Source organism: Streptomyces sp. CB01881, from assembly GCF_002953255.1.
Classification (GTDB): domain Bacteria; phylum Actinomycetota; class Actinomycetes; order Streptomycetales; family Streptomycetaceae; genus Kitasatospora.
Map to the genome: position 1 here is coordinate 9,585,652 of NZ_CP026498.1, position 23,121 is coordinate 9,608,772.

The 23,121-nt window shown below is 74.2% G+C and carries 15 protein-coding genes; 3 read left to right on the forward strand and 12 right to left on the reverse strand.

All coding sequences use genetic code 11. The features are described 5' to 3' along the window. Positions 1 to 20: 20 nt before the first annotated feature. Genes C2142_RS31390 through C2142_RS31410 form a run of 5 tightly spaced genes read right to left on the reverse strand, consistent with a single transcriptional unit; the run spans position 21 to position 6,965 of the window. A complete protein-coding gene (locus C2142_RS31390) occupies positions 21 to 770 on the reverse strand; it encodes an SDR family oxidoreductase (RefSeq protein ID WP_148646202.1) in 750 nt (249 codons plus the stop codon). Next, the gene (locus C2142_RS31395) at positions 767 to 1,873 is read right to left on the reverse strand and encodes an NAD(+)/NADH kinase (RefSeq protein WP_148646203.1); all 1,107 of its coding nucleotides are present in this window, start codon (positions 1,871 to 1,873) and stop codon (positions 767 to 769) included. Before C2142_RS31395 ends, C2142_RS31390 begins: the two co-directional genes overlap by 4 nt. After that, on the reverse strand, positions 1,870 to 3,507 hold the full coding sequence (gcvPB, locus tag C2142_RS31400) for an aminomethyl-transferring glycine dehydrogenase subunit GcvPB (RefSeq protein WP_174315794.1): 1,638 nt from the start codon (positions 3,505 to 3,507) through the stop codon (positions 1,870 to 1,872). Before gcvPB ends, C2142_RS31395 begins: the two co-directional genes overlap by 4 nt. Next, positions 3,504 to 4,916, reverse strand: coding sequence for an aminomethyl-transferring glycine dehydrogenase subunit GcvPA (gcvPA, locus tag C2142_RS31405; RefSeq protein ID WP_148646204.1), 1,413 nt, complete (start codon positions 4,914 to 4,916; stop codon positions 3,504 to 3,506). The genes gcvPB and gcvPA overlap by 4 nt, the downstream gene beginning before the upstream one ends. 9 nt (positions 4,917 to 4,925) lie before the next feature. Then, complete coding sequence (locus C2142_RS31410) at positions 4,926 to 6,965, reverse strand: beta-galactosidase (RefSeq protein ID WP_148646205.1); 2,040 nt, start codon at positions 6,963 to 6,965, stop codon at positions 4,926 to 4,928. Between the two features lie 118 nt (positions 6,966 to 7,083). Here C2142_RS31410 and C2142_RS31415 point away from each other — a divergent pair, with 118 nt between their 5' ends. Continuing rightward, positions 7,084 to 7,728: a GntR family transcriptional regulator gene (locus tag C2142_RS31415; RefSeq protein ID WP_148646206.1), complete on the forward strand. Its 645-nt coding sequence runs from the start codon at positions 7,084 to 7,086 to the stop codon at positions 7,726 to 7,728. A gap of 45 nt (positions 7,729 to 7,773) precedes the next feature. On the opposite strand, the gene C2142_RS31420 is transcribed toward C2142_RS31415, so the two are convergent. From C2142_RS31420 to C2142_RS31435, 4 genes are read right to left on the reverse strand one after another with little or no spacing between them, the layout of a single operon-like run. Further along, positions 7,774 to 8,985 carry a hypothetical protein gene (locus C2142_RS31420; RefSeq protein WP_148646207.1) on the reverse strand — a complete coding sequence of 404 codons (1,212 nt, stop codon included), beginning with the start codon at positions 8,983 to 8,985 and terminating at the stop codon, positions 7,774 to 7,776. A 14-nt stretch (positions 8,986 to 8,999) separates the two neighbouring features. Beyond that, positions 9,000 to 14,048: a hypothetical protein gene (locus C2142_RS31425; protein ID WP_148646208.1), complete on the reverse strand. Its 5,049-nt coding sequence runs from the start codon at positions 14,046 to 14,048 to the stop codon at positions 9,000 to 9,002. Then, the gene (locus C2142_RS31430; RefSeq protein WP_148646209.1) at positions 14,045 to 16,222 is read right to left on the reverse strand and encodes a CHAT domain-containing protein; all 2,178 of its coding nucleotides are present in this window, start codon (positions 16,220 to 16,222) and stop codon (positions 14,045 to 14,047) included. Before C2142_RS31430 ends, C2142_RS31425 begins: the two co-directional genes overlap by 4 nt. A gap of 19 nt (positions 16,223 to 16,241) precedes the next feature. Further along, entirely contained in the window at positions 16,242 to 17,069 is an 828-nt protein-coding gene (locus tag C2142_RS31435) for a hypothetical protein (RefSeq protein WP_148646210.1), read from the reverse strand. 604 nt (positions 17,070 to 17,673) lie between these two features. Between C2142_RS31435 and C2142_RS31440 the strand changes: the two genes are divergently transcribed. Next, positions 17,674 to 18,492 (forward strand): universal stress protein, encoded by an 819-nt coding sequence (locus C2142_RS31440; RefSeq protein ID WP_148646211.1) that lies wholly within the window; start codon positions 17,674 to 17,676, stop codon positions 18,490 to 18,492. 77 nt (positions 18,493 to 18,569) lie between these two features. On the opposite strand, the gene C2142_RS31445 is transcribed toward C2142_RS31440, so the two are convergent. The 3 genes from C2142_RS31445 to C2142_RS31455 all read right to left on the reverse strand — a co-directional run bounded on the left by C2142_RS31445 (position 18,570) and on the right by C2142_RS31455 (position 21,633). Next, positions 18,570 to 19,559 carry a hypothetical protein gene (locus tag C2142_RS31445; protein ID WP_148646212.1) on the reverse strand — a complete coding sequence of 330 codons (990 nt, stop codon included), beginning with the start codon at positions 19,557 to 19,559 and terminating at the stop codon, positions 18,570 to 18,572. 242 nt (positions 19,560 to 19,801) lie between these two features. Beyond that, entirely contained in the window at positions 19,802 to 20,635 is an 834-nt protein-coding gene (locus tag C2142_RS31450; protein ID WP_148646213.1) for an ABC transporter permease subunit, read from the reverse strand. Beyond that, positions 20,632 to 21,633, reverse strand: coding sequence for an ABC transporter ATP-binding protein (locus tag C2142_RS31455; protein ID WP_206671059.1), 1,002 nt, complete (start codon positions 21,631 to 21,633; stop codon positions 20,632 to 20,634). The genes C2142_RS31450 and C2142_RS31455 overlap by 4 nt, the downstream gene beginning before the upstream one ends. A gap of 333 nt (positions 21,634 to 21,966) precedes the next feature. Here C2142_RS31455 and C2142_RS31460 point away from each other — a divergent pair, with 333 nt between their 5' ends. Then, complete coding sequence (locus tag C2142_RS31460) at positions 21,967 to 22,974, forward strand: acyl-ACP desaturase (protein WP_241002889.1); 1,008 nt, start codon at positions 21,967 to 21,969, stop codon at positions 22,972 to 22,974. Positions 22,975 to 23,121: the final 147 nt, after the last annotated feature.

Here is a 23,121-nt window from a genome sequence, read left to right on the forward strand (position 1 = left end):
GGGGGATGCTCCTACGGCTGTCAGGCGAGGCCGCCGCCGTCGACGACGAGGGCGGAGCCGGTCATGTAGCTGCTCGCGTCGCCGGCGAGGAACAGCACGGTGTTGGCGATCTCCTCGGGCGAGCCCGCGCGGCCCATCGGCCGGTCGGCGGCGTCCTTCTCGAAGGCCGCCCACTCCTCGTGGAGCTGGCGCGCCTCGTCGCGGAGCATCGGGGTCAGGGTGTCGCCCGGGTTGACCGAGTTGACGCGGATGCCGGCGGCGGCGTGGTCGATCGCCAGGGCGCGCGTCATGTTGACGACCGCGGCCTTGGAGGCGCAGTAGGACAGCGCGTTGCCGCCGCCCTTCAACCCCCAGCCGGAGCCGGTGTTGATGATCGAGCCGCCCCCCGTCATCGCCGGGACGGCGAAGCGGCACATCAGGTAGACGGACCGGACGTTGACGGCCATCACCCGGTCCCAGTCCTCGGCGGAGATCTCCAGCGCGGTCTGGCGGCGGATGATCCCGGCGTTGTTGAACAGGACGTGCAGGCCGCCGTACGTCCGGACCGCGATGGTGACGATCCGTTCGCAGTCGGTCTCCGAGGAGACGTCGGCCCGCACCGCCACCGCCCGGCCGCCCGCGGCCTCGATCTCGCGGACGACCGGGCCGGCGTCCGCGAGGTCGGCGATGACCACGGCGGCGCCCTCGGCGGCGAACAGCACGGCGGTGGCGCGGCCGATGCCGGAGGCGCCACCGGTGACGATGGCGACCTTGTTGCGCAGGGTGTTCATGGGAGCTCCTCACTCGCCGACTGGATGCGGTACAGAACTGATTCACGGTGTCCGGTGACGACCCGGACGTGGCCGTCGAGCGCGGCGTCGGCCTCCTGGTCCCCGCTGTCCGCGAGCAGGGGCCGCCCGCCGAGCCCGGCGAGCTTCTCCCGGGTGGCGAGGACGACGATCCCGGCGAGCCCGGCCAGCACCCGCGGGCTGAACTGCTGGTTGCCGCGCCCGATCACGAAACCCTGCCCACCGATGACGGACAACACACCATGCGTCACCTGTGACATGGCAATGGTGTGCAGCTGCCGCTCGGTGACGTCGGAGGCCAGCAGGGCGCCGTCCCGGACGACGTCCACACCCAGCGGCGTCAACTCCAGGCCGAGTTCCCGCCCCACGGCGAGCGTGGTCGCGCCGGGCCCCAGCGCGTAGGCGGTACCGGGCCGCATGGCCGCCACCACCGCCCGGGCGATGGACTCCGCCGTGCCCGGCGGCGCCGCCGAGGAGCCGCACTTGCGGCCGCTGAGCCGCGCCCGCTGCGCCGGCACCCGGAGGGTCCCGTACAGCCGGGCACCGACCCGCCCCGCCCGGTACGCCTCCTCGTCCAGGTCGACGACCTCCGCCTCGACCGTCCTCCCGTCGAACCCGGCGGCGGCCGCCCCCGCCGCGAACGGACTGACGGCGAAACAGCCCGAGTAGACCTTCACCCCGGCCGGCACGCCGAGCACCGGCGGGCGCGGCCCGGCGTCCAGGACGTCCCGCGCCGTGCCGTCGCCGCCCGCGAACAGCAGCAGGTCCACCGTGCCGAGCGCGGCCACCGCCGCCCGGGTGTCCACCGCGCCGGTGGCGGCCCCGGAGCGGGCGCGGTGGGCGGTCTCGTACGGGACGGCGGCGGCGAGCGCGCTGTCCTCCCCCATCGGGCCGGCGACGGTGCGGACGAGGACGTCGGGACGCCGCGAGTGCAGGGCGCGCAGCGCGGCCGCCGCGCGGCCGGCCGCCCGCGGGACGGCGCCCAGGGCGAGCGCCCTGGCCTGGACGCCGGGCCCGTCGCTGCCCTTGAGGGCGACGGCTCCGCCGAGGCCCGCGACCGGGTTCACGATCAGACCGACGATCATCCGCCGTGCATCCCCTCGTGGTTCCCGCCGTGCTTCTCCCCGTGCATCCCCTCGTGGTTCCCGCCATGCTTCCCGCCGTGCTTGCGGCGGTAGGCGCGCCAGGAGGGCGACCACTGCGCCGGATCGTCCAGCGGGCCGGGGTCGATCCGGTGGACGCTCTGCCGGTAGGGCGCGCCCCGCACGAAGTCGGGGTCCTCGCGCGCCTCGGCGGCGACGTGGGCGAGGATCGCCGCGTACTCGTCGAGGTCCTCCCGGGAGTAGGACTCGGTCGGCTCCAGGGTGAACGGCTCGGGCACCACGTACGGGTGGTGGCTGGTCCAGTAGTGCACGCCGAAGTCGGCCGCCCGGACGCCGATCTCCTCCGAGTGCACGCCGGTCTCCGCGGTCAGCTCCTGCCAGGAGTAGCGGACCTGTTCGACCCGCCGCCGCTGCGCCCACGGGACGGAGGCGCCGGGGATCCGCAGCACCTTGCTCATCAGGTAGTTGTTGTTGAGGACGGCCGTCTCCGCGACCTCCCGCAGGCCCTCCGCCCCGAGCGCCATCACCCAGGCGTAGGCGCGGACGACGTTGGGCGTCACCCCGAGGAACGGCCGGATCTTCCCGACCGAACGCTCCGGGGCGGTCAGCGTGTACGACCCGCCGTCGAGGTCGACGACCGGACCGGGCAGGAACGGCACCAGCGCCTCGGCGACGCCGCACGCGCCGGCCGCCGGCCCGCCGCACGCGTGCGGCGTCGAGAAGGTCTTGTGCAGGTTGAAGTGGCACAGGTCGAACCCGGCGTCCCGGGCCCGGGTGATGCCGAGGATGCCGTTGGCGTTGGCCTGGTCGTAACAGGCCAGGCCGCCGGCCTCGTGGACCAGGTCGACGAACTCGCGGATCCGCGGGTTGAAGATCCCGGTGTCCTCCGGGTTGGTGATCAGGAGCGCGGCGGTGCGCGGGCCGACCGCCGCGCGCAGCGCCTCGATGTCGGGGCAGCCCTCGGCGTCCGGCATGAGGGTGACGACCTCGTACCCGGCGACCTTGGCGCAGGCCGCGTTCGAGGGGTGGGAGAACATCGTGGTGATCACCTGGTCGCGCTGCTCCCCCTCGCCCCGGGCGGCGTGGTAGGCGCGGATCATGGCGATGTTGGCGTAGATCGCCGCGGAGCCCGCGCCGGGCTGGAGCGAGACCCGTGCCATGCCGGAGATCTCCTTGAGGATCTGCTCCAGCCGCCAGTAGATCTCCAGCACGCCCTGCACGGTGTCCTCGGGCTGGAGCGGGTGCAGCCCGGCGACCCGCGGGTCGCGTACGAGGGCGTCGTTGACCTTGGGGCTGTACTTCATCGTGCAAGTGCCCTGGCCGACGTCGATGTTCAGGTCGGCGCCGAGGGTCTCCTGCGACAGCCGCAGGTAGTGCCGGACCACCTGGTTCTGCGACAGTTCGGGCAGCGCGGGCGGGGTGCGGCGGGCGACGCCCTCGGGCAGTTCGACCAGCGGCGCGTCCGGGGCGGGGACGCCCACGCCGCGCCGCCCGGGCCGGGACAGCTCGAAGACGATCTCCTCGTCCCAGCGGGCCTGGTGGAAGCGGCGCAGGGCGGGCCTGGCCCCGATCGGCAGGGTGGCGAACGGTTCGCCGGTCGTTCCGTGCGAGCTCACGCGGTGCCTCCGGTGGCGGAAGGGACGTCGATGGCGGCGGTGCCGGAAGGGGCGTCGGCGGCGGGAGGGGCGTCGATGGCGGACAGCGCGTCCTTGACGGCCGCCGCGAGGGTGTCGATGTCGGCGACGGAGTGCCGCTCGGTGACGCAGACCAGCACCTCCCGGGGCCCGAGCCGCACGCCGCCGAGGACGTCCCGGCGTCGCAGGGCGGCGAGCAGGGCGTCGGCGTCCGGCACCTCGACGGCGAACTCCCGGAAGTGGACCGCCTCCTGGTGGCGGACGACGGCGCCGGCGGCGGCGAGCGCGCGCATCGCGTACCGGGTGCGGGCGAGGATCGTCTCGCCGATCTCCCGCATGCCCTGCGGTCCCATCAGCGCGAGGTAGACGCCGGCGGTGATGCCCCACAGGGCGGCCGCCGTGCCGACCCACTCCTTGCCCTCCTCGCGCAGCGCGAAGGAGGTCCGGTCGTACAGGACGTCGCCGAAGCCGTACTCGCCGGGGACGGCGGTCGGGGCGATGCCGAACAGCCGGGACGGGAACTCCGCGACCAGGCGCTCGTCGTCGTGCGCGGCGATGAACCCGGCCTGGCCGCCGCCGTACTGCGGGTGCATGCCGAGGGACTGGATGTCCCCGCAGACCAGGTCGGCGCCGTAGGAGGCCGGCGGGGCGAGCACACCGAGCGAGATCGGGTCGGTGGAGACGACCAGCAGGGCGCCGACGGCGTGCGCCAGGCCGGCCAGTTCGCGGCCGCGGGTCTCGACGACGCCGTGGACGGTGGGCGTCTCCAGGTAGAGGGCGGCGAAGGTGTCGTCCAGCCGGACGTCGCCCATCTCCCCCGAGTCGCCCACCGGGGCGAGCAGCACCTCGACGTCCGGGGCGAGGTAGTCGCGGATCTTGGCCAGTTTGTCGGCCGCGACCGCCCCGCTGACCAGCACCCGGTTCCGGCCGGTGCGGCGCGCGGCCATCCGCAGGGCCGTCCCGGCCGCCTGGAAGCCGTCGTAGGTGGGGACGTTGACGACGTCCATCTCCAGCAGCTCGGCCATCATCGAGACGTACTCGAAGAGGGCCTGGAATCGGCCGTGGTCCTCGTAGGGCTCGCCCGCGTAGGCGGTCAGGAACTCGCCGCGCCCGTTGACCTCGTCGCACACCGCCGGGACGTGGTGCGGGTAGCAGCCGTGGCCGAGGAAGCTCAGCAGCTCGGCCGGGTCGGTGTTCCGGGCCAGCAGGCCGCGGACGTGCCGCGCCAGGCCGTGCTCGTCGGCGAACGGCGCGGGCAGGTCGAGCGGGCGGTCGAGGCGCAGGTCGGCGGGGATGTCGCCGTAGAACTCGGCGACGTCGGGGGCGCCGATCTCGGCGAGCATCGCCGCCCGCGTCTCGGGCCCCGCGTTGGGGATGTAGGGATGGGCCACGGGCACTCCTCAGGGCTTCAGGACCACGGCGTCGCGTGGCGCGATGGTCACGGGGCCGCCCGGCAGCGGACGGCCGGTCAGCAGGTCGGTCAGCGGGGCGGTCTGGGGGGCGGTCAGCGGGGCGGTCTGGGGGGCGTTCGGCGGGCTGCTCTGCGGGCTGCTCTGCGCGGCCGGCAGCGGGACGACGGCCGGCTCCGTCCCGTGGTTGAGCAGGAACAGGTACGGGCCGCGGCGGCAGGCCTCGACGCCTTCGGGGAGGCCGGCACCGGTCACGCCGGTGATCCCGGCGGCGGCCAGCGCCTCGTCCAGCAGCGGCGCCGGGTCCTCGGGCAGGAAGCTGAGGTAGGTGGCGGCGCCGCGCCGGGTGACGGCCGGGCGGCCGTCCAGCGGGCCGCCGCGGTAGCGCGCCACCACCTCGGCGTCCTCGGCGGTCAGCCACTCGCTCCAGGTGCGGGCGAGCAGCCGGGTGCCGTCCGCCGTCACGACCTCCTGGGTCCCGCCGTCGGGGATCGGCCGGCACTCCTCCACGCGCACGCCGAGCAGGTCGCGCAGCGGTCCGGGCGCCCCGCCGTCGTGGACGTGGTCGGCGGCGTCGACCACCCCGCTGAACGGGCCGACCAGCAGCCGCCCGGGGAAGGCGGCCAGGTTGGCGGCCTGCCCGGCGGTGCACAGGTAGAGGTTGGGGGCGATGACCAGCCGGTAGGAGGAGAGGTCGCGGTCCGGCGGGGCCAGGTCGACGGCGATGCCGCGGGCGTGCAGCGGCGCGTACCAGCCGAGGAGGAGCTCGTGCAGCCGGAGCCGGTCGGACGGCATCGACTCGGGGGCCTCCAGCCCCCACCAGCTGTCCCAGTCCAGCAGGAGGGCGACGTCGGCCTCGGTGGTGGTGCCCGCGACCTCGGCCAGCCGCCGCACGTCCGCGCCGAGGGCCACCGTCTCCCGCCACTGGCGGGTCCGGGTGCCGCCGTGCGGGAGCATCGCCGAGTGGAACTTCTCCGGGCCGTACCTGGCCTGGCGCCACTGGAAGAACATCACGCCGTCCGAGCCGTGGGCCAGCGCCTGGAGGCCGTGCAGGCGCATGACGCCCGGGTCCTTGGGGACGTTGACCGCGCGCCAGCTGACCGCGCTCGGGGCGGACTCCAGGAGCAGCCACGGCTGCCGTTTCAGCGAGCGCATCAGGTCGTAGCTGAGCGCGGCCCTGACGTGGGCCCGCGGGTCGGCCGGGTCGGGATAGGCGTCGTCGCTGACGAGGTCCTCGGCGGCGGCCCACTTCCAGTAGTCGAGGTCGCGCAGGACGCTCATGAAGTTGGTGGTCACCGGGACGTCCGGGGTGACCTCCTTCAGGACCTCGCGCTCGGCCTCGAAGCAGGCGAGCAGCGCGTCGCTGGAGAAGCGGCGCCAGTCCAGCACCTGGGTGGGGTTGACCGGGCCGGGGGCCTTGCGGGGCGGTTCGACCTGCGCCCAGTCGGTGTAGTGCTGGCCCCAGCACGAAGTCCCCCAGGCGGAGTTGAGGCCGTCGAGGGTGTGGTGGCGCTCCTGCAGCCAGCGCCGGAAGTCGCGGGCCGACTCCTCGCAGAAGCACTCGGCCGTGTGGTCGGCGTACTCGTTGCCGACGTGCCACAGCGCGAGCGCGGGGTGATCCCGGTAGCGCTCGGCCAGGGCGCGGGCCAGCCGGACGGTGGCGGCCCGGAACACCGGGGAGGAGGGGCAGTAGCCCTGCCGCGAACCGAACTCCAGCCGGGTGCCGGCGGCGTCGACGGGCCGGATCTCCGGGTGGCGCCGGACCAGCCAGGGCGGCGGTGTCGCGGTCGCGGTGGCGAGGTCGGCGGCGACGCCGTGCGCGTGGAGCAGGCCGAGGACGCGGTCGAGCCAGCCGAAGTCGTAGGCGCCGGGCGCGGGTTCCAGCCGGGACCAGGAGAAGACCGCGACGGTCACCATGGTGACGCCGGCCTCGGCCATCAGCCGGACGTCCTCCTGCCAGACCTCCTCGGGCCACTGCTCGGGGTTGTAGTCGCCCCCGAACAGCAGTCCCGGCACGCGTGTCAGACCCATGCTCCGCCTCCCCTGGGGACCAAGGGCCCCGCTCCGGCATTTTGTATTCAAAATGCATAGTGCAGTACACTGCATGCGGTCAAGGGGTATGCTGCAGATCCGAAGATGGGGGATCCCGATGGCGATCGAGCGCCGCCCGCTGCGCGAGCAGATCCGCGACGAGCTCATGGAGCGGCTCACCCGCGGCGAGTTCTCGGCGGGCGCCGATGTCAACGAGGCCGTGCTCGCCGCCGAGCTGGGCGTCAGCCGCACGCCGCTGCGCGAGGCCCTGATCGCCCTGGCGGGCGAGGGCGTGCTGGAGAGCAACCAGGGCCGCGGCTTCCGCTTCGCGCCCGTCAGCCGCAAGGAGTTCCGCGAGCTGGTCGCCATCGTCGCGGCACTGGAGTCCCTGGCGCTGGAGTCCTCCGACCCGGCGCACCTGCGGACCATCGCCCCGCGGCTGCTGGACCTCGCCCAGGGCTTCCCCGACCAGGTCGCCACGCACGCGACGGTCGACCGGCGCGACGACGAATGGCACGGCCTGCTGCTCAGCGGCTGCTCGAACGAGCGGCTGCTCGACCTCCTCACCCGGGTCAAGGCCGGGATGCGGCGCTACGAGAACCTGGTCGTCGCCGAGGACGAGCCGGTGGCCCGCGAGTCGGAGGAGCACTGCGAGATCGCCCGCCGCCTCCTGGACGACGACCTGCCGGGCGCCATCACCGCCCTGCGGGCCAACTGGGTGGGCGGCATGGAGCGCATGCTCGCCCATATCCCGGCGGACTGACCGGGGCGCGGGTGGCGCGGGCGGCTCTGCCCTCTCCCCCGGCCGTCACTCAGCCCCGGCCAGCAGCGCGGCCAGGGCGTGCCCGGCCGCCGCGCCGGCCTGCCGGGCGCCGTCGTCGGCCGCCGCCTCGGCCGACCGCAGGCCGACCGGCCGGCGCGCCAACACCTCCCTGCACACCCGCGCCCCGACGTTCCCCCGGTCGTACTGGGCCGGGTCCAGCAGGAAGGCACGGGCCGCGGCCGCCAGCGCCGCCCGCGGGTCGCGGATCTCCGAGTCCAGGCCGTTCAGCAGGTTCAGGGCCGGAGGCTCCAGCTCCAGGGCCTCGGCGCAACCCAGGGCGTCCCGCAGGGTCCGGCCACCGAGCTGCGGGTAGCCGTCCGCGGTGAGCGCCTCGACGACGGCCGCCACCTCGCCGGCCGGGGCCGGCCCGGACGAACCGAGCACGGTCCGGCAGATCCGCAGTCTCAGCAAGGACGGCGGGTAGGCGGCGCTCCTCCTGGTCCCGACGGCCGTCAGGGCGTCGGCCAGGGTGTCGGTGTAGGCCGGCCCGCAGGCGAGGCAGGCGCAGACGTCCGCGAAGACCTCGCCCAGCCATCCGTCCCAGATGATCAGCCGCCCCGCGTCGAGCCCGCTCGTGTGGAGCCTGTCCCGCAGGGTGCCCGTCAGCCCGAGGTCGTCCTCGACGTGGTGGCCGACCTCGTGGGCGACGGCGAGCAGGCCCGGAAGGTGCTCGGTCTGGTACCAGGGCACACCGATGATGGGGAACGGCAGCTGCTGTGCCGCCTCCTCGCCGGTGTGGGTGCGCACCCCGCTCGGCAGGAAGGCCTTGTAGTCGCTGCCACGGGCGAGGGCGAACGGGGCCTCAGCCCGGTTGAGGAAGAGCAGCGGCGGCACGGGCCTGGCTGCCGGACCGTCAGCCGGCCAGGCCGGCTCGTAGCAGGCCCAGGCGAGTTCGTCGGCGGTGTCCAGGAACGCCTGGTACTGCGGGAGGCAGCGCAGGATCAGCTTGCTGCGGAAGAAGTCCCACACGTGGTGCAGGTCCAGGATGCGCTCCCTGGACTCGTCGTCCGGCAGCTCCCCGAGGTCGCGCCGGCAGGCGTCGAGCATGCCGGCCAGGCAGACCACCTGGCTGTGGTGCTTCTCCAGCAGGGGGCTCCGCCTCGTGGCCTCCACCCAGTGGGCGACGTCACGGTCCAGGCTCGCGGCGAGGTGCCGGTGCCGGGCCCGGCCGCGTTCCTCGTAGCCCGCGCCGGTCATGACGGTGGACCCGCTCAGGACAGTTCGTAGGTGGCGTTGTAGGTGGCGGGTGCGGCGAACAACGCGGTGCCGCCCGCGGCGAGCAGCTCCAGGCCCGTCAACCCGGGCTCTGACCGGTACAGCACGAGCTCGCGGAAGGCCTCCGCCAGCGGCCGGGCCTCCGCCACGGCCGAGGCGACGAGGTCGGCGGACCGGTAGGCGTGGTGCTCGTCCAGCCCGATGCCGATCACGGCGGCGGCGGGGAGTTCGGCGAGCAGCTGGGCCGCGAAGAGGTTGCGCCCGATCAGCTGCTCCGGGATGTCGCGCGGGGAGCCGGGAAGCGGCGGATCGAGCACCACCAGGCAGTCCGGCGCATCGCGCAGCCAGCGGGCCAGGGTGGGGGCCGACAGGTCGAAGCCCCGCGACCGGGTCGACACCCGCGACTCCGGCTGCCGGGCGGAGGACAGGTCGAAGTACGGCTCGGCCGCGGTCGACTCCAGCGGGGCGCTGACGTGGACCAGTCTCGGCTGAGAGCCCGGACGCCGGAGACTGTCGACCGACTCCGCCAGCGTGATCTCGAACCGCCGGGAGGCGTAGACGTCGGCGAGGTCGACGCCGGACAGCAGGTGACTGCCGCGCGACTCGTACTGGACGTCGGAGGAGGGGGCGACGATGACCACGCTCGGCCGTTCGGTCGGTGCCGTCGGCTCGACGGGGTCCGCCCCGGACATCAGCCGGGTGAGCGCCTGCCTGGTACGCGGCCCGAGGAACCCGTCGACGCGCAGGCCCGGATCGATCAGCCTCAGCGTCGTCTGGAGGTGCAGGATGTTGCCGGCGTCGGCCGCCGCCGGCAGGCTGCGGTAGCAGCCGACGGGGAGATCGGCGACGGCGAGCTCCCACGGCAAGGCGTGGACGAACGGGTCGTCGGATTCCAGGCGGAGCACTCGGATCTCCTCGCCCAGCGCCTGCACCGGGACGGAAGCCTCCGCCAGGAGGTCCGACAGGTACCCCACGACGCCGTCCTGGTCGTGGAGCAGGGCCCGCTGGAGCGCCTCGGGGTCGTAGACGGGCAACTGCCCGGGGAACGGCAGGGGAACCGCCAGCTGATCGGCGGGCTCGCCGGGCCGGCGGCCTTCGCGGGGGGCGGCCGCGGACCGTCCCTGCGGCCGGCCGAGGCGTTTGCAGAGCCGGTCGGCCGTCTGCTGGGCGTGCGCGTCGCCGGTGGTCTCCGCGAGTCTGCGGAACGCTTCGGCCGTGTACCGGTTCGTCCGGCCGACCTGGCTGGACACCTCCACGGCCAGGGCGACCAGGTCGGGTTCGTTCAGGTCGGGTTCGTTCCCGGGGGCCGAGGCCGCCAGCCGGAGCAGGGCCGCCGCGTACAGCAGCGGGTGCCGGTCGGCGATCATGGGGGGAAAACCGGACCGCGCCGGTTCGGGTGCGGCGCCGAGCCTGGCCCGCAGCTCGAACCAGCGCCACCATGCGAGCGGGTCGGAGTCGGCGTGGAGGGCGCGTCGGGCTTCGTCCGCGGCCGTCACGGCACGCCCCGGGCGGTGTCCCAGCCGGTCCAGCTCGGCCAACAGCTGGCGCCGGAGCGCCACGTCCTCCGGGTGGCCGCCGTCACCGCGGGCCTCCTCCAGAACGCCACGAAGCCGGCCGATCGTCGGGCCGGAGGACCCGCGCGGGGTCGGGCAGCGCCGCAACTCCTCCAGTACGAAGAGCCGGGCGGACGGGGGCTCGATCGCACCGAGCGCCTCCACCAGGGCGGGAACCGACTGCCGGCCGCGCCACCAGGTCTCGACCAGCTGCTGGGTCGCCAGGAGTGCGCTCTGCCGGGGCGTCATCGGCGAGGCCGGGCCGACGGGCTCACCGGCGGGGGCGTTTCCCGGGGCCTCCGCCAGCTGGAGTTCGCGCTCCAGGAGCTCGGTGCGGAAAACGAACTCCTCATCGGGGACAGGGAGTTCACCTAATGGCTGGAGCCGGCGCCGACGGTTGGCGGTGAGCAGCTGGCGGGTCTCCGCGAGGTCGCCGACGTCCCTGAGCAGGAAGCGGGCGTACAGGTACCGGCACTCGGGGTGGCCTGAGCGGTACCCGAACTCCGCCCAGGTGCTCTCGGCCTGGCGGAAGTACTGCTCCGCCTCGTCGATGTCGAGCCTCTCCCCGAGGACGGCGCCGCGGAGCTGGTGGATCCGGGCGTCGAACCGGTAGCGGCCCGCCCCGGGGATCCCGGTGGCGGCCTCGTCGGCCCGGTCGAGGGCCCGGAGCGCCCGCTCGCTCCGGCCCAGCATCAGCTCCGCCTGCGCGCGCAGCAGCGCGGCTTCGACCAGCGGCTCGCAGGCGGACCGGAGCGTCCACTGGACCATGCCGGCTGTGGGCGACGGCTGCGGGAGTCCGTCCAGGGCTTCCGCCGGCCGGAAGCAGGCCAGCAGGAGCCGGGCCCGGGTCAGGGTCACCCGGTCCGCCCCGGTCGTCTGCCGGACGGCGGCGCGGTCGCACCAGCGGAGCGCCGCGTCGAGCCGGCCCTGTTCCTCCCGTTCGCGGGCGAGGGCGAGGGCGAGGTCGGTGGTCAGGACCTCGCGTCCCTGGCGCAACGCCAGTTCGTACGCCTGCCGGTACAAGCCCTCGGCTCCCGGGTCGCCGGCGGCTGCACGGCCGTCGGCGAGCACCCGCAGCACGTCGACGCGCTCCTCGTCGTCTGCGCCCTCCAGGGCTTGTTCGGCGGTCGCGACCGCCCGCTCCGGACCGTCGGCGAGGCCCGCGAGCACGGCTCGGAGGGACTTCTCCAGCCCCGACACCGGGATCGGCTCGTGCGAGTACTCCCGAAGCAGCTTCACGTGGTCCAGAGCCTGCCGAAGGCCGTCCCACCGCGGGTCCGACGCCTTCGCCCGGTCGCGCAGCGCCCTCCGGCCGATGATGTACGCCTCCTGCAACCGGGCCTCGGCCAACGCGGCGTACGCGATCAGCGGTCTGCCGTGCCGGCTTCGCCAGGGCCTGCCCCGGCCGTCCAGGTAGTCGCCGCCGAGGACCTCGCCGGCGAGCGTGTGCAGGTCGTCCAGCGCGTCGGCGTCGCGGGCCCGGCGCAGGGCCGACCGCCAGTGGTCGACGGCCTGCGGGTCGCGCAGCTGGAAGCGGTGGTAGACGGCCTCGCGCGTGTGGTCCGCCCACTGGCCCGGGTCCTTCTCCGCGAGTTCGTCGAAGTACCGGGCGTAGGCCTGGTGAAGCTGCCAGAACACCGGCTTGTCGGAGATGAGCCGCCGCTGCGGCGCGACCAGCTCCGGGTGGAAGACCACCACCGACGGGTCCCCCGCCACCTCGGAGACCCAGGACGAGCCGCCCGCGTAGTCGAGCAGGCGGTCCCAGATCTCGGCGAGCGCGGCGTCGTCGGCGGGCGGGGCGGTGAACGGGTAGGCGCTCCGGCCTTCCAGGCCGTGCATGTCCTGGCGGGGATCGTCGTTCCTGGTCGGCCGGCCCATGTTCCGCAGGAACGGGCGCATCACGGTGAACAGGTCTTTCCGTCGCAGTTTGCGCGGGACCACCCCGTAGCGCACCAGCCACCGTACCCTTTCGTCCTCGATCCGCCGGATCACCCGCCGGATGAGCAGGGTCGTCAGCGGTCCCTGCATCCGTTGCAGGGTCTTCGTGCTCAGCCCCGGGTCCTGGACGATGGCGTCGGCGAAGAGCGCGAGCGTGAGCGGCCGTCCGTTGGACCGGCACCGCGCCACCTCGCGTTTGGCGGGGTCGTCGATTCCCCGGATCTCCCCGAGGTACCTTTCCGCCTGCTCGTCCGTGAACGGCTCGACCTCGACGCCGACCACCCTTCCCAGCACGTCGAGTGCCCCGGGGAACCGTTCCTCGATGTCGTAGCGCCCGGCCAGGACGAGGCGCAGCTGGGGGCAGCCACGGAGCACCTGCCCGAGCAGTTCCAGGAAGCCCTTGAGGTCCTCCCCGCCGCGGAGCAGCAGCTCCTCCAGCGTGTCGCAGACCAGCAGGGCCGGGCGGTCGTCGGCGGCCTCGTTGAACCGGTCGACGAAGAGTTCCGTGACCTCCGACCGCACCTGGCCGGTGTCCTGGGTGCCCAGCCCCTGTGCGGCCGTGCTGCTCAGGCCGGAGGCGCGCCGGTCCAGCAGGCTGCGATAGGGCGCGAACCGGTCGAGCCGGCCGAACGTCCCCTGCGGCCACCGGTTGCCGAACTGCGCGGCGGCCTCCAGCAGGACCAGCCACGGGTGACGGGCGACCGCCGCGGGGGACACCACGTCGAAGTCGATCCGGGCGCACGGGACGTCCCGTTCGGCGGGGGCGCAGTAGCGCGTGACGAGCCAGCGCAGCTGCATGGTCTTCCCCATGCCGGCCGAGGCGAAGACCTGCCACACCCTCGCGCCGGTGCCGCTGAGGAGGGCCGCAGCCCGCTTCTCCAGGCCGGGCGGAGCCAGGTACTGGGCGCACCGGGCGTAGTCCACCGCCCAGTAGCCCTGTGTCCCGACGTACGCCGCACGGTCCTTACGGCGGTGCGCGACGTCCGGCCCGGCCAGGGTGAGCCGGTCGGGGTCGTCGAGGACGTCCAGCAGGTCCTGGCACCGGGCGAAGTCCCGCGCCCCGTCCGCCTCGACGAACAGTTCGTCGAACAGCTTGAGCGCCTGCGCCGGGTCGGCCACCAGCAGGTGCCGCAGCTGCTCGGCCCGGTCGCCGCTACGCCCGCGGTGGTCGGCGAGCCTCCGTTCCAGATCGGCCAGCTCCGCCGGTGCCGTCGGGCGGCCCTCCCACTCCACCCTCCAGGCCTGCATGTACGCGGCCTGGTCACCGTCCGTCAGCCGGTACTGGCCGGGTTCGTCGGGCACCGGCTCGGCGATCCCCAGCTCGGTCAGCCGCTCCAGGGTGGGCGAGTCCGCTATGGCCTCCGCTCCGGCTGCCGGCCGCAGCACGCCTTCCAGCAGCTCCTGGTCGAAGGTGCGTGCGGCCGCGCAGGCCTTGAGCAGCGGCTCCCACGCGCCGGGCCACAATGAGCGGCGGATCTCGGCGGGGCTCGCGCCGACGGCGATCCGGGCCTTGATCTCCTCCAGCACCGCGAGTCCTTCGGAAGACCAGGTCATAGCGGCTCCCCCTGTTCCTTGAGTTTGATCAGCGAATCCCCGATGCTGCCGAACATCTGGACCGGTACACCGCGCGCAAGCGTTGGTCTGTACCCCGCGAAGACTCCCCTGGCCTCGGCGGAGTGCAGGCCGGCCCGCTCGCAGAATTCGTCGGCCAGACGCATGAGGTGCGCGCAGTCGAAGTCCCTCAAGGTCAGCGGCGGCCCCCACAGGCCGCTGTCCTGCTCCGGCAGGGCCTTGCCGATCCAGGTGGGCGTCGCCACCAGGAGGAGCCGGAGTGCGCCCGGTGCGGTTCCTCCGGCGACCGGCTCGATCAGCTCGGGATAGACGATCTGTCGGCAGTCCCAGTCCGTCAGACGGTCGGCATGGTCGAGGGCAAGGACGTGGACCCGGTCGTCCCCTGGCGGCGTCAGCGTCTCCAGGAAGACCCGGAAGATCCTCCGGCGCCGCTCGTCCGACCGCCCGACATTTTCGTCGAAGGCCCCTCCCTCGTCCTCGACCACGCCGGTGCTCCCGGCATCGCCGCCCTGCTCGGGCAGCGGAATGCGGCCCTTGACGAGGGCGTTGAGCTCGGCGTTGAAGCGGGAGAAGTCCTCCGGCCGCCACGTCTCCGCCTGGCTGCTGTCCAGGCAGGCCGTACGGACCGCTCGCAGCAGTTCCAGCCAGTCCTTGTTCCCCTTGCGCGGACTACTGCCGCCGTCCGCCGGCAGCCTGCTCCGGAGGTCCACGTAGGTGATGCGGTGCCCCCGGAGGAAGCAGGTGACCAGGCAGGACAGCGTGAACAACGTCTTGCCCGTGTGGGGATAGTCGGTGTTCCACGACGCCCCCGACACCACGAGCAGTCGGCGGTGGGAGACCGACTCACTGGGATCGAGCGCCCGCCACGCCGTCCGCCGCTCCTCCGACCGGTCCACGAAGAGCTTCAGATCCCGGTACCCCTTCCCGTCGCACAGGTGGTCGACGGCGGCCCGGGTCTGCGCATGGTGGATCGCCAGGACGCCCTTGGGGTCGCCGGACGCGGCGAGCGCGGGAAGCGCCCAGAAGCCCTCCTTGGTGTAGCTGTCGCGCAGCATCTGACGGGCCTCCCGGACCGCGCGGTCGATCGGGGTACCACGCGCGACCTGGCGGTACAACTCGTCGGCGAACACGGCGCACACCGGCGAGTCGATGTCGGCCAGCATGGACACCACGGCCCCCACCCGGGCAGCAAGAAAGGCCTCCGCCAGGCCGCCGCGGCGGTCCTGAAGGTCGGCCGCGGTCCGGCAGGCGCTCAGGACGACGAGCCGCGGCTGCCATGACTCCAGCAGCTCGTGGACGATCGACGACTCCAGCCTCCAGTTCTCGCGACCGGACTCCACCCCGTCGCGCGCCCAGTTGATGGGCAGTGCGGCTTCGTCGCCCGCCACCGCCGGCATGCCGTGACCGATGAAGTGCAGGACGTGCGGGTGCCAGGTGTTGAGCTCGTCGACCAGGGTCACACGCGTCGGACCCTCCAGGAACTGGACGTGGGCGCAGGGCGTGATCCCGAGGGCCGCCGCGATCCTGGCGCGTTCCTCGTCGGCGCGGTCCTTGCCGTCATCCGGATTGCAGACCACCACCAGGACCCGCAGGGGTCCCAGCTGGCTTCCGTGCGCGGGTGCCCCGCCCGGCCCCGCCCCGGGGCCGCCGCCCGCCCGCAGCCGCGAGCAGAGGAACCTCGGGTCGTGGAAGAACCACGTCAGGTCCCCCCGGAGCAGCTCCCACGGCAGCGGCCGCAACTGCGGCACATCGATCTCCACGCTCAGCCGTAACGGCTCGGCCTGCGTGCCGCAGACCCGGACCCGCCGCCACAGCAGGCCGACCCTTCCCGGCGTCAGGCACGCCATCAGCAGGTCGCCGGCCGCCTCCCGGTCCGCCGGCGTCGCCTGTGGACGCATCGCCGTGAGCGTCTCGCGCAAGGACTTGGCCTTCTCGGGGTCGACCTGATCGGAGGCTTTCTCGTCAGAGGCCTCCTGGTCCTGGTCGGAGTCCTCCCGGTCGGACGCGGCCCGGTCTGCCGGGTCTTGATCGGCCTCGACGCGACGCGCCTCCGGGCAGAGCCCCTGCACGTCCAGGCTTACCTCCAGATCCGTCCACCAGTCCCCGTCCTCCGGCACGGACGGACCGGCGGTGAGACGGAATCGAGCAATCGTCACCACGACCTCCGCCCTTCCCTCAGCCCGGCTCCCCGGTGGCGAACGGCAGCTGCTCCTCCGGGTCGGCCACCGTCAGCACGGCGTCGGGATCGTCGCGGATCTCCTCGACCACAATCGGCGGGAGCGCGCTCGCGAAGGCCCCACGACCGGGCTGCGGCGGACCGAAGTCGGCCTTGAGCTTTCCCAGCCAGGTCTCACGCAGCCGGACCACCTGGTAGAAGGGGGTGAGCTCCGGGCCGGTCCACTCGGCGCCGAGGGCGTTGCGGCGCACCACGGACGCGCCGACCGCGAGGTCGAGGACCTCGGTCGGGCCGCCGGCACCGACCGCCCCCGACAGTCTGAGCTCCGCGGAGGCGCCCGCCGCGGCCGCGGTGAGCACCGTCCCGGCAGCCACGGAGAGCACGCTGGTCACGGCGCGCAGCGATTCGTCCCAGGACTTGTTCACCCACCCCTCGGTCAGCGTCTTCGCCAAGGCACGGACATCGGCGACGTCCGTCTGGGAGATCCCCTGGAACGCGACGAAGGCCGTCCTGTCCCGGCGGAACTCGACGGCCGCGCCGGCGTCGGCCTTGGTCAGGGCGGACAGGGCGGCGGGGCTCTTCCCCGAGGCCTTGAACGTCACCGCCACCGAGCCCTGAGAGTCGTAGGCGTACGTGGCGGGCGGTGTCCCGTCCTCCGTGGTGAAGGTGATGCCGCGGCCGGCCAGGTCCCCCGCTCTGCGTAACGCGTTCCCCTGCACCTCGTAGACGTCGCCGAGTCTGATGCGGTTCGACAGCGGCCAGTTGACCCACCAGTCCCACCAGTGGTCGCCGGACATGGCCGCGCGGTACACGTCGTAGCCGTCCATCGCGAACTCCCGGGTCCGGGAACCGCAAAAACCGACCGGACCGACTCCTACGGAATCCCGGGTAGTCGGAGAACTGTTCAACACGGCTCGGAAAAAGCCGCCTGTCAATCACGCTAACCATCCCGGGTGACACTGTCAAAGCCCCCGGAACGGCCTGGTCGAAGGCCTCCGAACGGCCGGTCCGGTCACGTGCGCGGCGTGCGTACTCCGGCTCCCGTCCCCCGGCTCCGTGCCTGCCGCGGAGGGGTGATCGGCAGGCCGGTGCTGCGGGTTCGGCGAGTGGTTCGGCGTCCCCGGCTGCGGGCCCGAGGCCGCGCAGGAGGTGGATGAGGAGGTCGTCGAGGACGGATCCCCAGGATGGCCGCCCACGGCGCCACGGCGCGACCGAGGCGTACGTCCTCTCCTTCACCGGAGCGCCGGCGCACGAACTGCGCGGCAGCGGCGTCCGGGCCTCGCCGTCCGCCCGGGCGCCACCGACACTCCCTTCTTAGCCGTCGCCGGCGGCAGGGCCGTTGCCCGGCCGCTGACCGGCGGCGGGGCGGCCGCGGGCATAGCCTGAACACATCGGACGACCGCTGCCGCCCGCGGACTGGGAGGAACGGCGATGAACGGACCCGTCACCGTGGGAGTCGACGCCTCGGAGGCCAGCCAGGCCGCCCTCGACTGGGCCTGCGACGAGGCCGCGCTCCGGCGGCTTCCGCTGCGGCTCGTACGATCCCCCGAACTGCCCTCCGGCCGGCAGGAGGACGCGGCGCTGCTCGCGGTCGAGCGCTCCCGGGCCACCGCGCGGCGCCCCGAGGTGAGCGTCACCGCCGACCTCGTGGAGGGCAAGGCGCGCGAGGTCCTGACCGAGGCGGCGGCGGACGCTGCACTGCTGGTCGTCGGCGCCCGCGGCTCGGGCGGGTTCCCCCGGCTCCTGCTCGGCTCGAACACTCTCTACGTGGCGGCGCACGCGCCCTGCCCGGTCGTCGTGGTGCGCACCCCGCAGGCGGCACCCGACGCCGCCGTGGTGGTCGGTGTCGAGGGCGGCGAACACGAGGAGCCGGTGCTCGCCCACGCGTTCCTCGCGGCCCAGCGGCAGGAGCTGCCGCTGTTCGTCGTCCACGCCTGGACGTATCCACTGCTCCTCGGGCCGGGCCACGAAGTCCCGGTGGTCTACGAGGAGTCGCACGTCGCGGCCGAACACGACCGGCTGCTCGCCGAGGTGCTCACGGGCTGGCGCGAGCGCTTCCCCGACGTCCCCGTCACGACGTCCGTGGTGCGTTCCAATGCGGCACGGGAACTGGTGGCCGCCTCGACCGGCCGGCAGCTCCTCGTCATCGGCCGCCACGGGAAGCCGCGCGGGCCGCTCGGCCGGCTCGGCTCCACCAGCCAGGCCGTCGTCCAGCACGCGGAGTGCCCGGTCGCGGTCGTACCGGTCTGACACGTCACGCGCCCGTCGTAGGGCCGGGGCCGGCTGCGGCGGGCGCGGGGGCCGGGGCCGGGGCCCGACGCCGGTCCCTACGCGGGCGCCGGGTCGTCGAGGATGTCCTCGGTGCGGCGGCGCGGACTCGGTGTGCCGGGCGGGCCGTAGCCGAGGCGCAGCACCAGCTGCACGTGGCCCGGGCCGTCGTCGGGGTCGCGCAGCCGCCAGCGGGTTTCGGGGATCTCCACGGCCTGGTGCAGCACGGATGCGCGCAGTCCGTGCGCGGTCGCGAGGAGCCAGATGCGTTCCATCGCCTGGCCGGCGCGCAGCCAGTCGGCGGGGCCGTCGAGACGGGTGGTGAGCAGGCCCAGCTGCGGCAGCGCCTCGAAGCGCCCGGCCGGGGTGGAATGGCGGGGCGGGTGCCCGGCGAAGCCCCGCATCGGGACGCGTGCGTCGCGGTCGTGCGATCCGAGGGCGGCGAGCGGGATGCCGTCGAACGCCGGTTCCAGGCGGAGCCAGCGGCGGGTCTCGGCCTCGCGGGTGACGTCGGCGGCGATCAGGGCCTCGGCCTCGGAGGTGAGGGCGAGCACGCGTCGCACGCCGTCCTCCTCCAGCAGGGCGAACGTCGTGCCTTCGTCCTGCGCGGCCTCGACGAACTCGGCGAGGAACCGCTCGGGGACGTCCCGGTTGGTGAAGGGTTCACGGCTGGAGTGCCGTCGGGCGATCGCCGCGTGGAGATCGGCGCCGAAGGGCCGCGTCGTCCGGGCCGGCGCGGCGAGGTCGAGCACCGCGCACGGCTCGGTGCCGGGGCCGGCGGGGAACAGCCGTACGGAGGCGTCGCGACGGAGGTGTGCGGCCGCCACCCGCAGGTTGAACAGGGCCGCGCCGACCGAGATGTGCAGGGCCCGGCCTTCCGGGTCGGCGGCCGGAACGGCCCGGCTCCGGTCCGCCCGCACCTCCAGCCCGGTCAGGTCCGGCGTCGGGCGGAAGCGCCAGGGCTGGCTGTTGTGCAAGGAGGGTGCGGCACCGCCCGCGGCGGCCAGCAGCCGCAGGTCCGTGAGGGTGAGGGCGAGTTGGGTGGTCATGGTGGGTCACTCCCTGTCGGCGGGTGGCGCCGGTACCACCAGCATCGGGCCGGCCCGCGGCCCCGGGCGAGGGCCCAACGGCCCTGGGCGTACGGCCGAACGGCTCGGCGTGGCCGAACGGCTCGGCACGGCCGGGGAGGACGCCGGGCAGGAGCGGCGCACCGGGGAGGACGCCCGGCAGGAGCAGGCACCGGGGTGGTGCGGCGCGCCCGGGAGGCTTGCCGCACCGCCGATGTCCGCGCTCAGATCGCGAGGTCCCGCCGCTCCAGCAGGCGGAAGGCGGCCGCCAGGCCGGCCAGGCCGACGGCGGAGAGGACCGCGACCGACGTCCACGGGACACTGCCGTGGGCCAGGGCGTCGCCGGGCGTGTAGTAGTGGAACGGGCTGAGGTAGCGCAGGGGCGCGGCCGGGGACCACGCCAGAGCCACGAAGTTGAGCGCGAAGCCGACCGCGCCGAGGGCGACCGTCGCGCCGACGACGTGGGCCCGGCGCCGGCTGACGGCCGAGACGGCCAGCACCGGTCCGGTCAGGCAGAGCGCGAAGGCGCAGCCCAGCAGCCCGGCCGCGAAGACCCCGCCCACCGGGACGGCGGCGCGCAGGTCCGGTGAGAGGGCGACCCCGACCGCCACGGTGACGGTGGCGGCGGCGTTGAGCAGGACGGAGGCCGCGGCCAGGGCCGCCGTCCGCTCGGCCAGCAGCCGGCGGCGGGAGAGCGGACGGGTCATCAGCAGCTCGATGGTGCCCGACTCGACGTCCGCGGCGACGGCGGCCGCGCCCAGGGAGCCGATGGCGGTGAGCTGGAGGGCGATCCAGAACGGGTGGGTGAGGCCGGCCCCGAGCAGGCCGGGGTAGCTGGCGATGGAGACGTCCCCGTTGGATCCGCTGAACGCCTTGAAGGCGTCCGGCGGGGTGCGTCCGCCGCCGAACAGGTCGGCGGGCGGGACGGTGCTGGTGATCACGACGATCAGCGCCTCGAAGACGACCATGCCGAGCACCAGCGCCAGCAGCATCCGGCGGCGGCGGTGCAGTGCGAGCCAGACCAGCGGCAGCCGGCGGCTGACCGTGCCGCGGCTCATGACCGGTCCTCCTCGACGGGGGCCGCGGCCGGCGGGTCGCCGAGGGGCGCGTCAGCGGTGGGCGCGCCGCCCGTGGGCGGGCCCTCGGCGGGCGCGCCGCCGGCAGGCGGGCCGGGTGTCCGGTAGAGGTCGAGGAACGCCTCGTCCAGGCCGGCCTCCTCGACGGTGAGGTCGGCGACCGGCTGCTCGGCGAGCAGCCCGCGCACCGCCGTCACCACCTCGTCCGGGGGCACCAGCAGCTCCACCCGCGTGCCCTCCCAGCGGGGTGACCAGCGTTCGGCCGCGCCGAGCGGCCGGGCACCCCGCCCGTCGCCGAGGACGAGCCTGATCCGCCGGGCCCGGGCCCGGCGCAGCCCGGCCACCGACTGGACGGTCACCAGCCGGCCGCCGCGGACGATCGCCACCCTGCCGCAGGCCCGCTGCACCTCGGGCAGCACGTGGCTGGAGAGCAGGACGGTGCGGCCGGCGGCGGTCTCCTCGGCGAGGAGTTCGAAGAACGTCTCCTGGACCAGCGGGTCCAGCCCCTCGGTCGGCTCGTCCAGCACGGCGAGCTCCGGGCGGTGCTGGAGCGCCTGGACGAGGCCGAGCTTCTGCTTCATCCCGCGCGAGTACTCCCCCACCGCGCGGTCCAGGTCGGTGTCCGACAGGTTGAGGCGGGCGCAGAGTTCGGCCTGTCGCGGGACGGCGGCGCCCTGGAGGGCGGCCAGCAGGTCGAGGGTCTGCCGCCCGGTGAGCTCGGGGTAGAGGCGCAGTTCCCCGGGCAGGTAGCCGATCGCGGGTGCGAGCCGGCGGTGGTCGGCGACCGGGTCCAGCCCCAGGACGCGGACCTGCCCTCCGCTGGGCCGCAGCAGTCCGACGAGGCAGCGCAGCGTGGTGGTCTTCCCGGCGCCGTTCGGGCCGAGGAGCCCGAACACCTCGCCGGCGCCGACCTCGACGTCCAGTGCCTCGACGCCGACCGTCCGTCCGTACCGCTTGGTGAGTGACCGGAGTTCGATCACAGGTCTCCCGCTGCCGGGCATCGCCCCACCTCCCGTGGTGACCGCGGCTTCATGGTGCCCCCGGCGGGCCGCCGCGAACCGCTCCACCGTGCCGGGCCGGCCGCCCCCGGGCACAGGGCCGGGCGGCCCCCGTCACCGGCCCCGCCCGGCCCTGTGCCCGGCGGCTCGGGCGCCGTTGGTCCCGGGACCTCCGGGGCCGTTGGTCCCGGCCGGACCGTGGCGGCGCGTGCGCGGAAAGGGCCGAACGACCCCAGACAGCGCCCGGCGGCCCACCTACGGTGACGCTACCTACGCAACCGTAGGTTTCGACCCACGTCCCGGAAGCTGGCACCTGTGAGCATCACCTCCTCCCGCACCGCCCTGTCCGACGCCCGGCTGCTGCACGACCTGGAGGAGGTGGTCGAGCGGGAGCTCAACCGTCACCTGCGGGTGTTCAAGGAGTGGATGCCGCACGAGTACGTGCCCTGGGGCCGGGGCCGGGACTTCGACGGACCGCTGGGCGGCGAGCCGTGGTCGCCCGAGCAGTCGCCGCTGACCGAGGTCGGCCGGGTCTCGCTGGTGGTGAACCTGCTGACCGAGGACAACCTGCCCAGCTACCACCACGAGATCGCCACCCTGTTCGGCCGTGACGGCGCCTGGGGCACCTGGGTGCACCAGTGGACCGCGGAGGAGGCCCGGCACTCCATCGTGCTGCGCGACTACCTGCTCGCCTCCCGCGCGGTGGACCCGGCGGCCCTGGAGCGGGCCCGGATGTCGCACATGCGCAACGGCTTCGTCTCCGACAACGGGCACTCGCCGCTGCACACGGTCGCCTACGTCGCCTTCCAGGAGCTGGCCACCCGCGTCTCGCACCGCAACACCGGCCACGAGTCCGGCGACCCGGTGTGCGACCGGATGCTGGCGCAGGTCGCCAACGACGAGAACCTGCACATGGTCTTCTACCGCAACCTGCTCAAGGCCGCGCTCGAACTCGCCCCCGACCAGGCGATGCAGGCGGTGGCCGAGGTCGTGACCGGCTTCCGGATGCCCGGCCACGGCATGCCGGGCTTCGAACGGGCCGCCGCCCGGATCGCGCTCGGCGGCGTCTACAACCTCCGTATCCACCACGACGACGTCCTCCAGCCGGTACTCCGTCACCTCAGGATCATGGAGACGGCCGGGCTCGGCCCGGACGGGCTGAGGGCCCAGCAGCAGCTCGGCGACCACCTGGACGCCCTGACCGCCCAGGCCGCCAGGTTCGACGAGCGCCGGGCCGCGCTCCTCGCCCGCCGCGCCGCGGCGGCCGGCGGATCCGACCCTGGTGCGAGCGGCGGCGGGCACGACCGGTGGGCCGGCCGGTGACACACCGTCGGTACACCTCGACGGACGCTTCGACCACGTGGTCACCCTTTCGGGGGCCACCGTCGCCTCCTGACCGCCCCTGACCAGGCCCGACCTCCCCCGAGCGCCCCGGCCGGGCCCCGGGCCCGGCCCGCGCAGGCCGCGCGC

Coding starts and splice junctions, on each gene's coding strand:
- C2142_RS31390 (WP_148646202.1), bottom strand. CDS start 770: ATGAACACCCTGCGCAACAAGGTCGCCATCGTCACCGGTGGCGCCTCC.
- C2142_RS31395 (WP_148646203.1), bottom strand. CDS start 1,873: ATGATCGTCGGTCTGATCGTGAACCCGGTCGCGGGCCTCGGCGGAGCC.
- C2142_RS31410 (WP_148646205.1), bottom strand. CDS start 6,965: ATGGGTCTGACACGCGTGCCGGGACTGCTGTTCGGGGGCGACTACAAC.
- C2142_RS31415 (WP_148646206.1), top strand. CDS start 7,084: ATGGCGATCGAGCGCCGCCCGCTGCGCGAGCAGATCCGCGACGAGCTC.
- C2142_RS31420 (WP_148646207.1), bottom strand. CDS start 8,985: ATGACCGGCGCGGGCTACGAGGAACGCGGCCGGGCCCGGCACCGGCAC.
- C2142_RS31425 (WP_148646208.1), bottom strand. CDS start 14,048: ATGACCTGGTCTTCCGAAGGACTCGCGGTGCTGGAGGAGATCAAGGCC.
- C2142_RS31435 (WP_148646210.1), bottom strand. CDS start 17,069: ATGGACGGCTACGACGTGTACCGCGCGGCCATGTCCGGCGACCACTGG.
- C2142_RS31440 (WP_148646211.1), top strand. CDS start 17,674: ATGAACGGACCCGTCACCGTGGGAGTCGACGCCTCGGAGGCCAGCCAG.
- C2142_RS31445 (WP_148646212.1), bottom strand. CDS start 19,559: ATGACCACCCAACTCGCCCTCACCCTCACGGACCTGCGGCTGCTGGCC.
- C2142_RS31450 (WP_148646213.1), bottom strand. CDS start 20,635: ATGAGCCGCGGCACGGTCAGCCGCCGGCTGCCGCTGGTCTGGCTCGCA.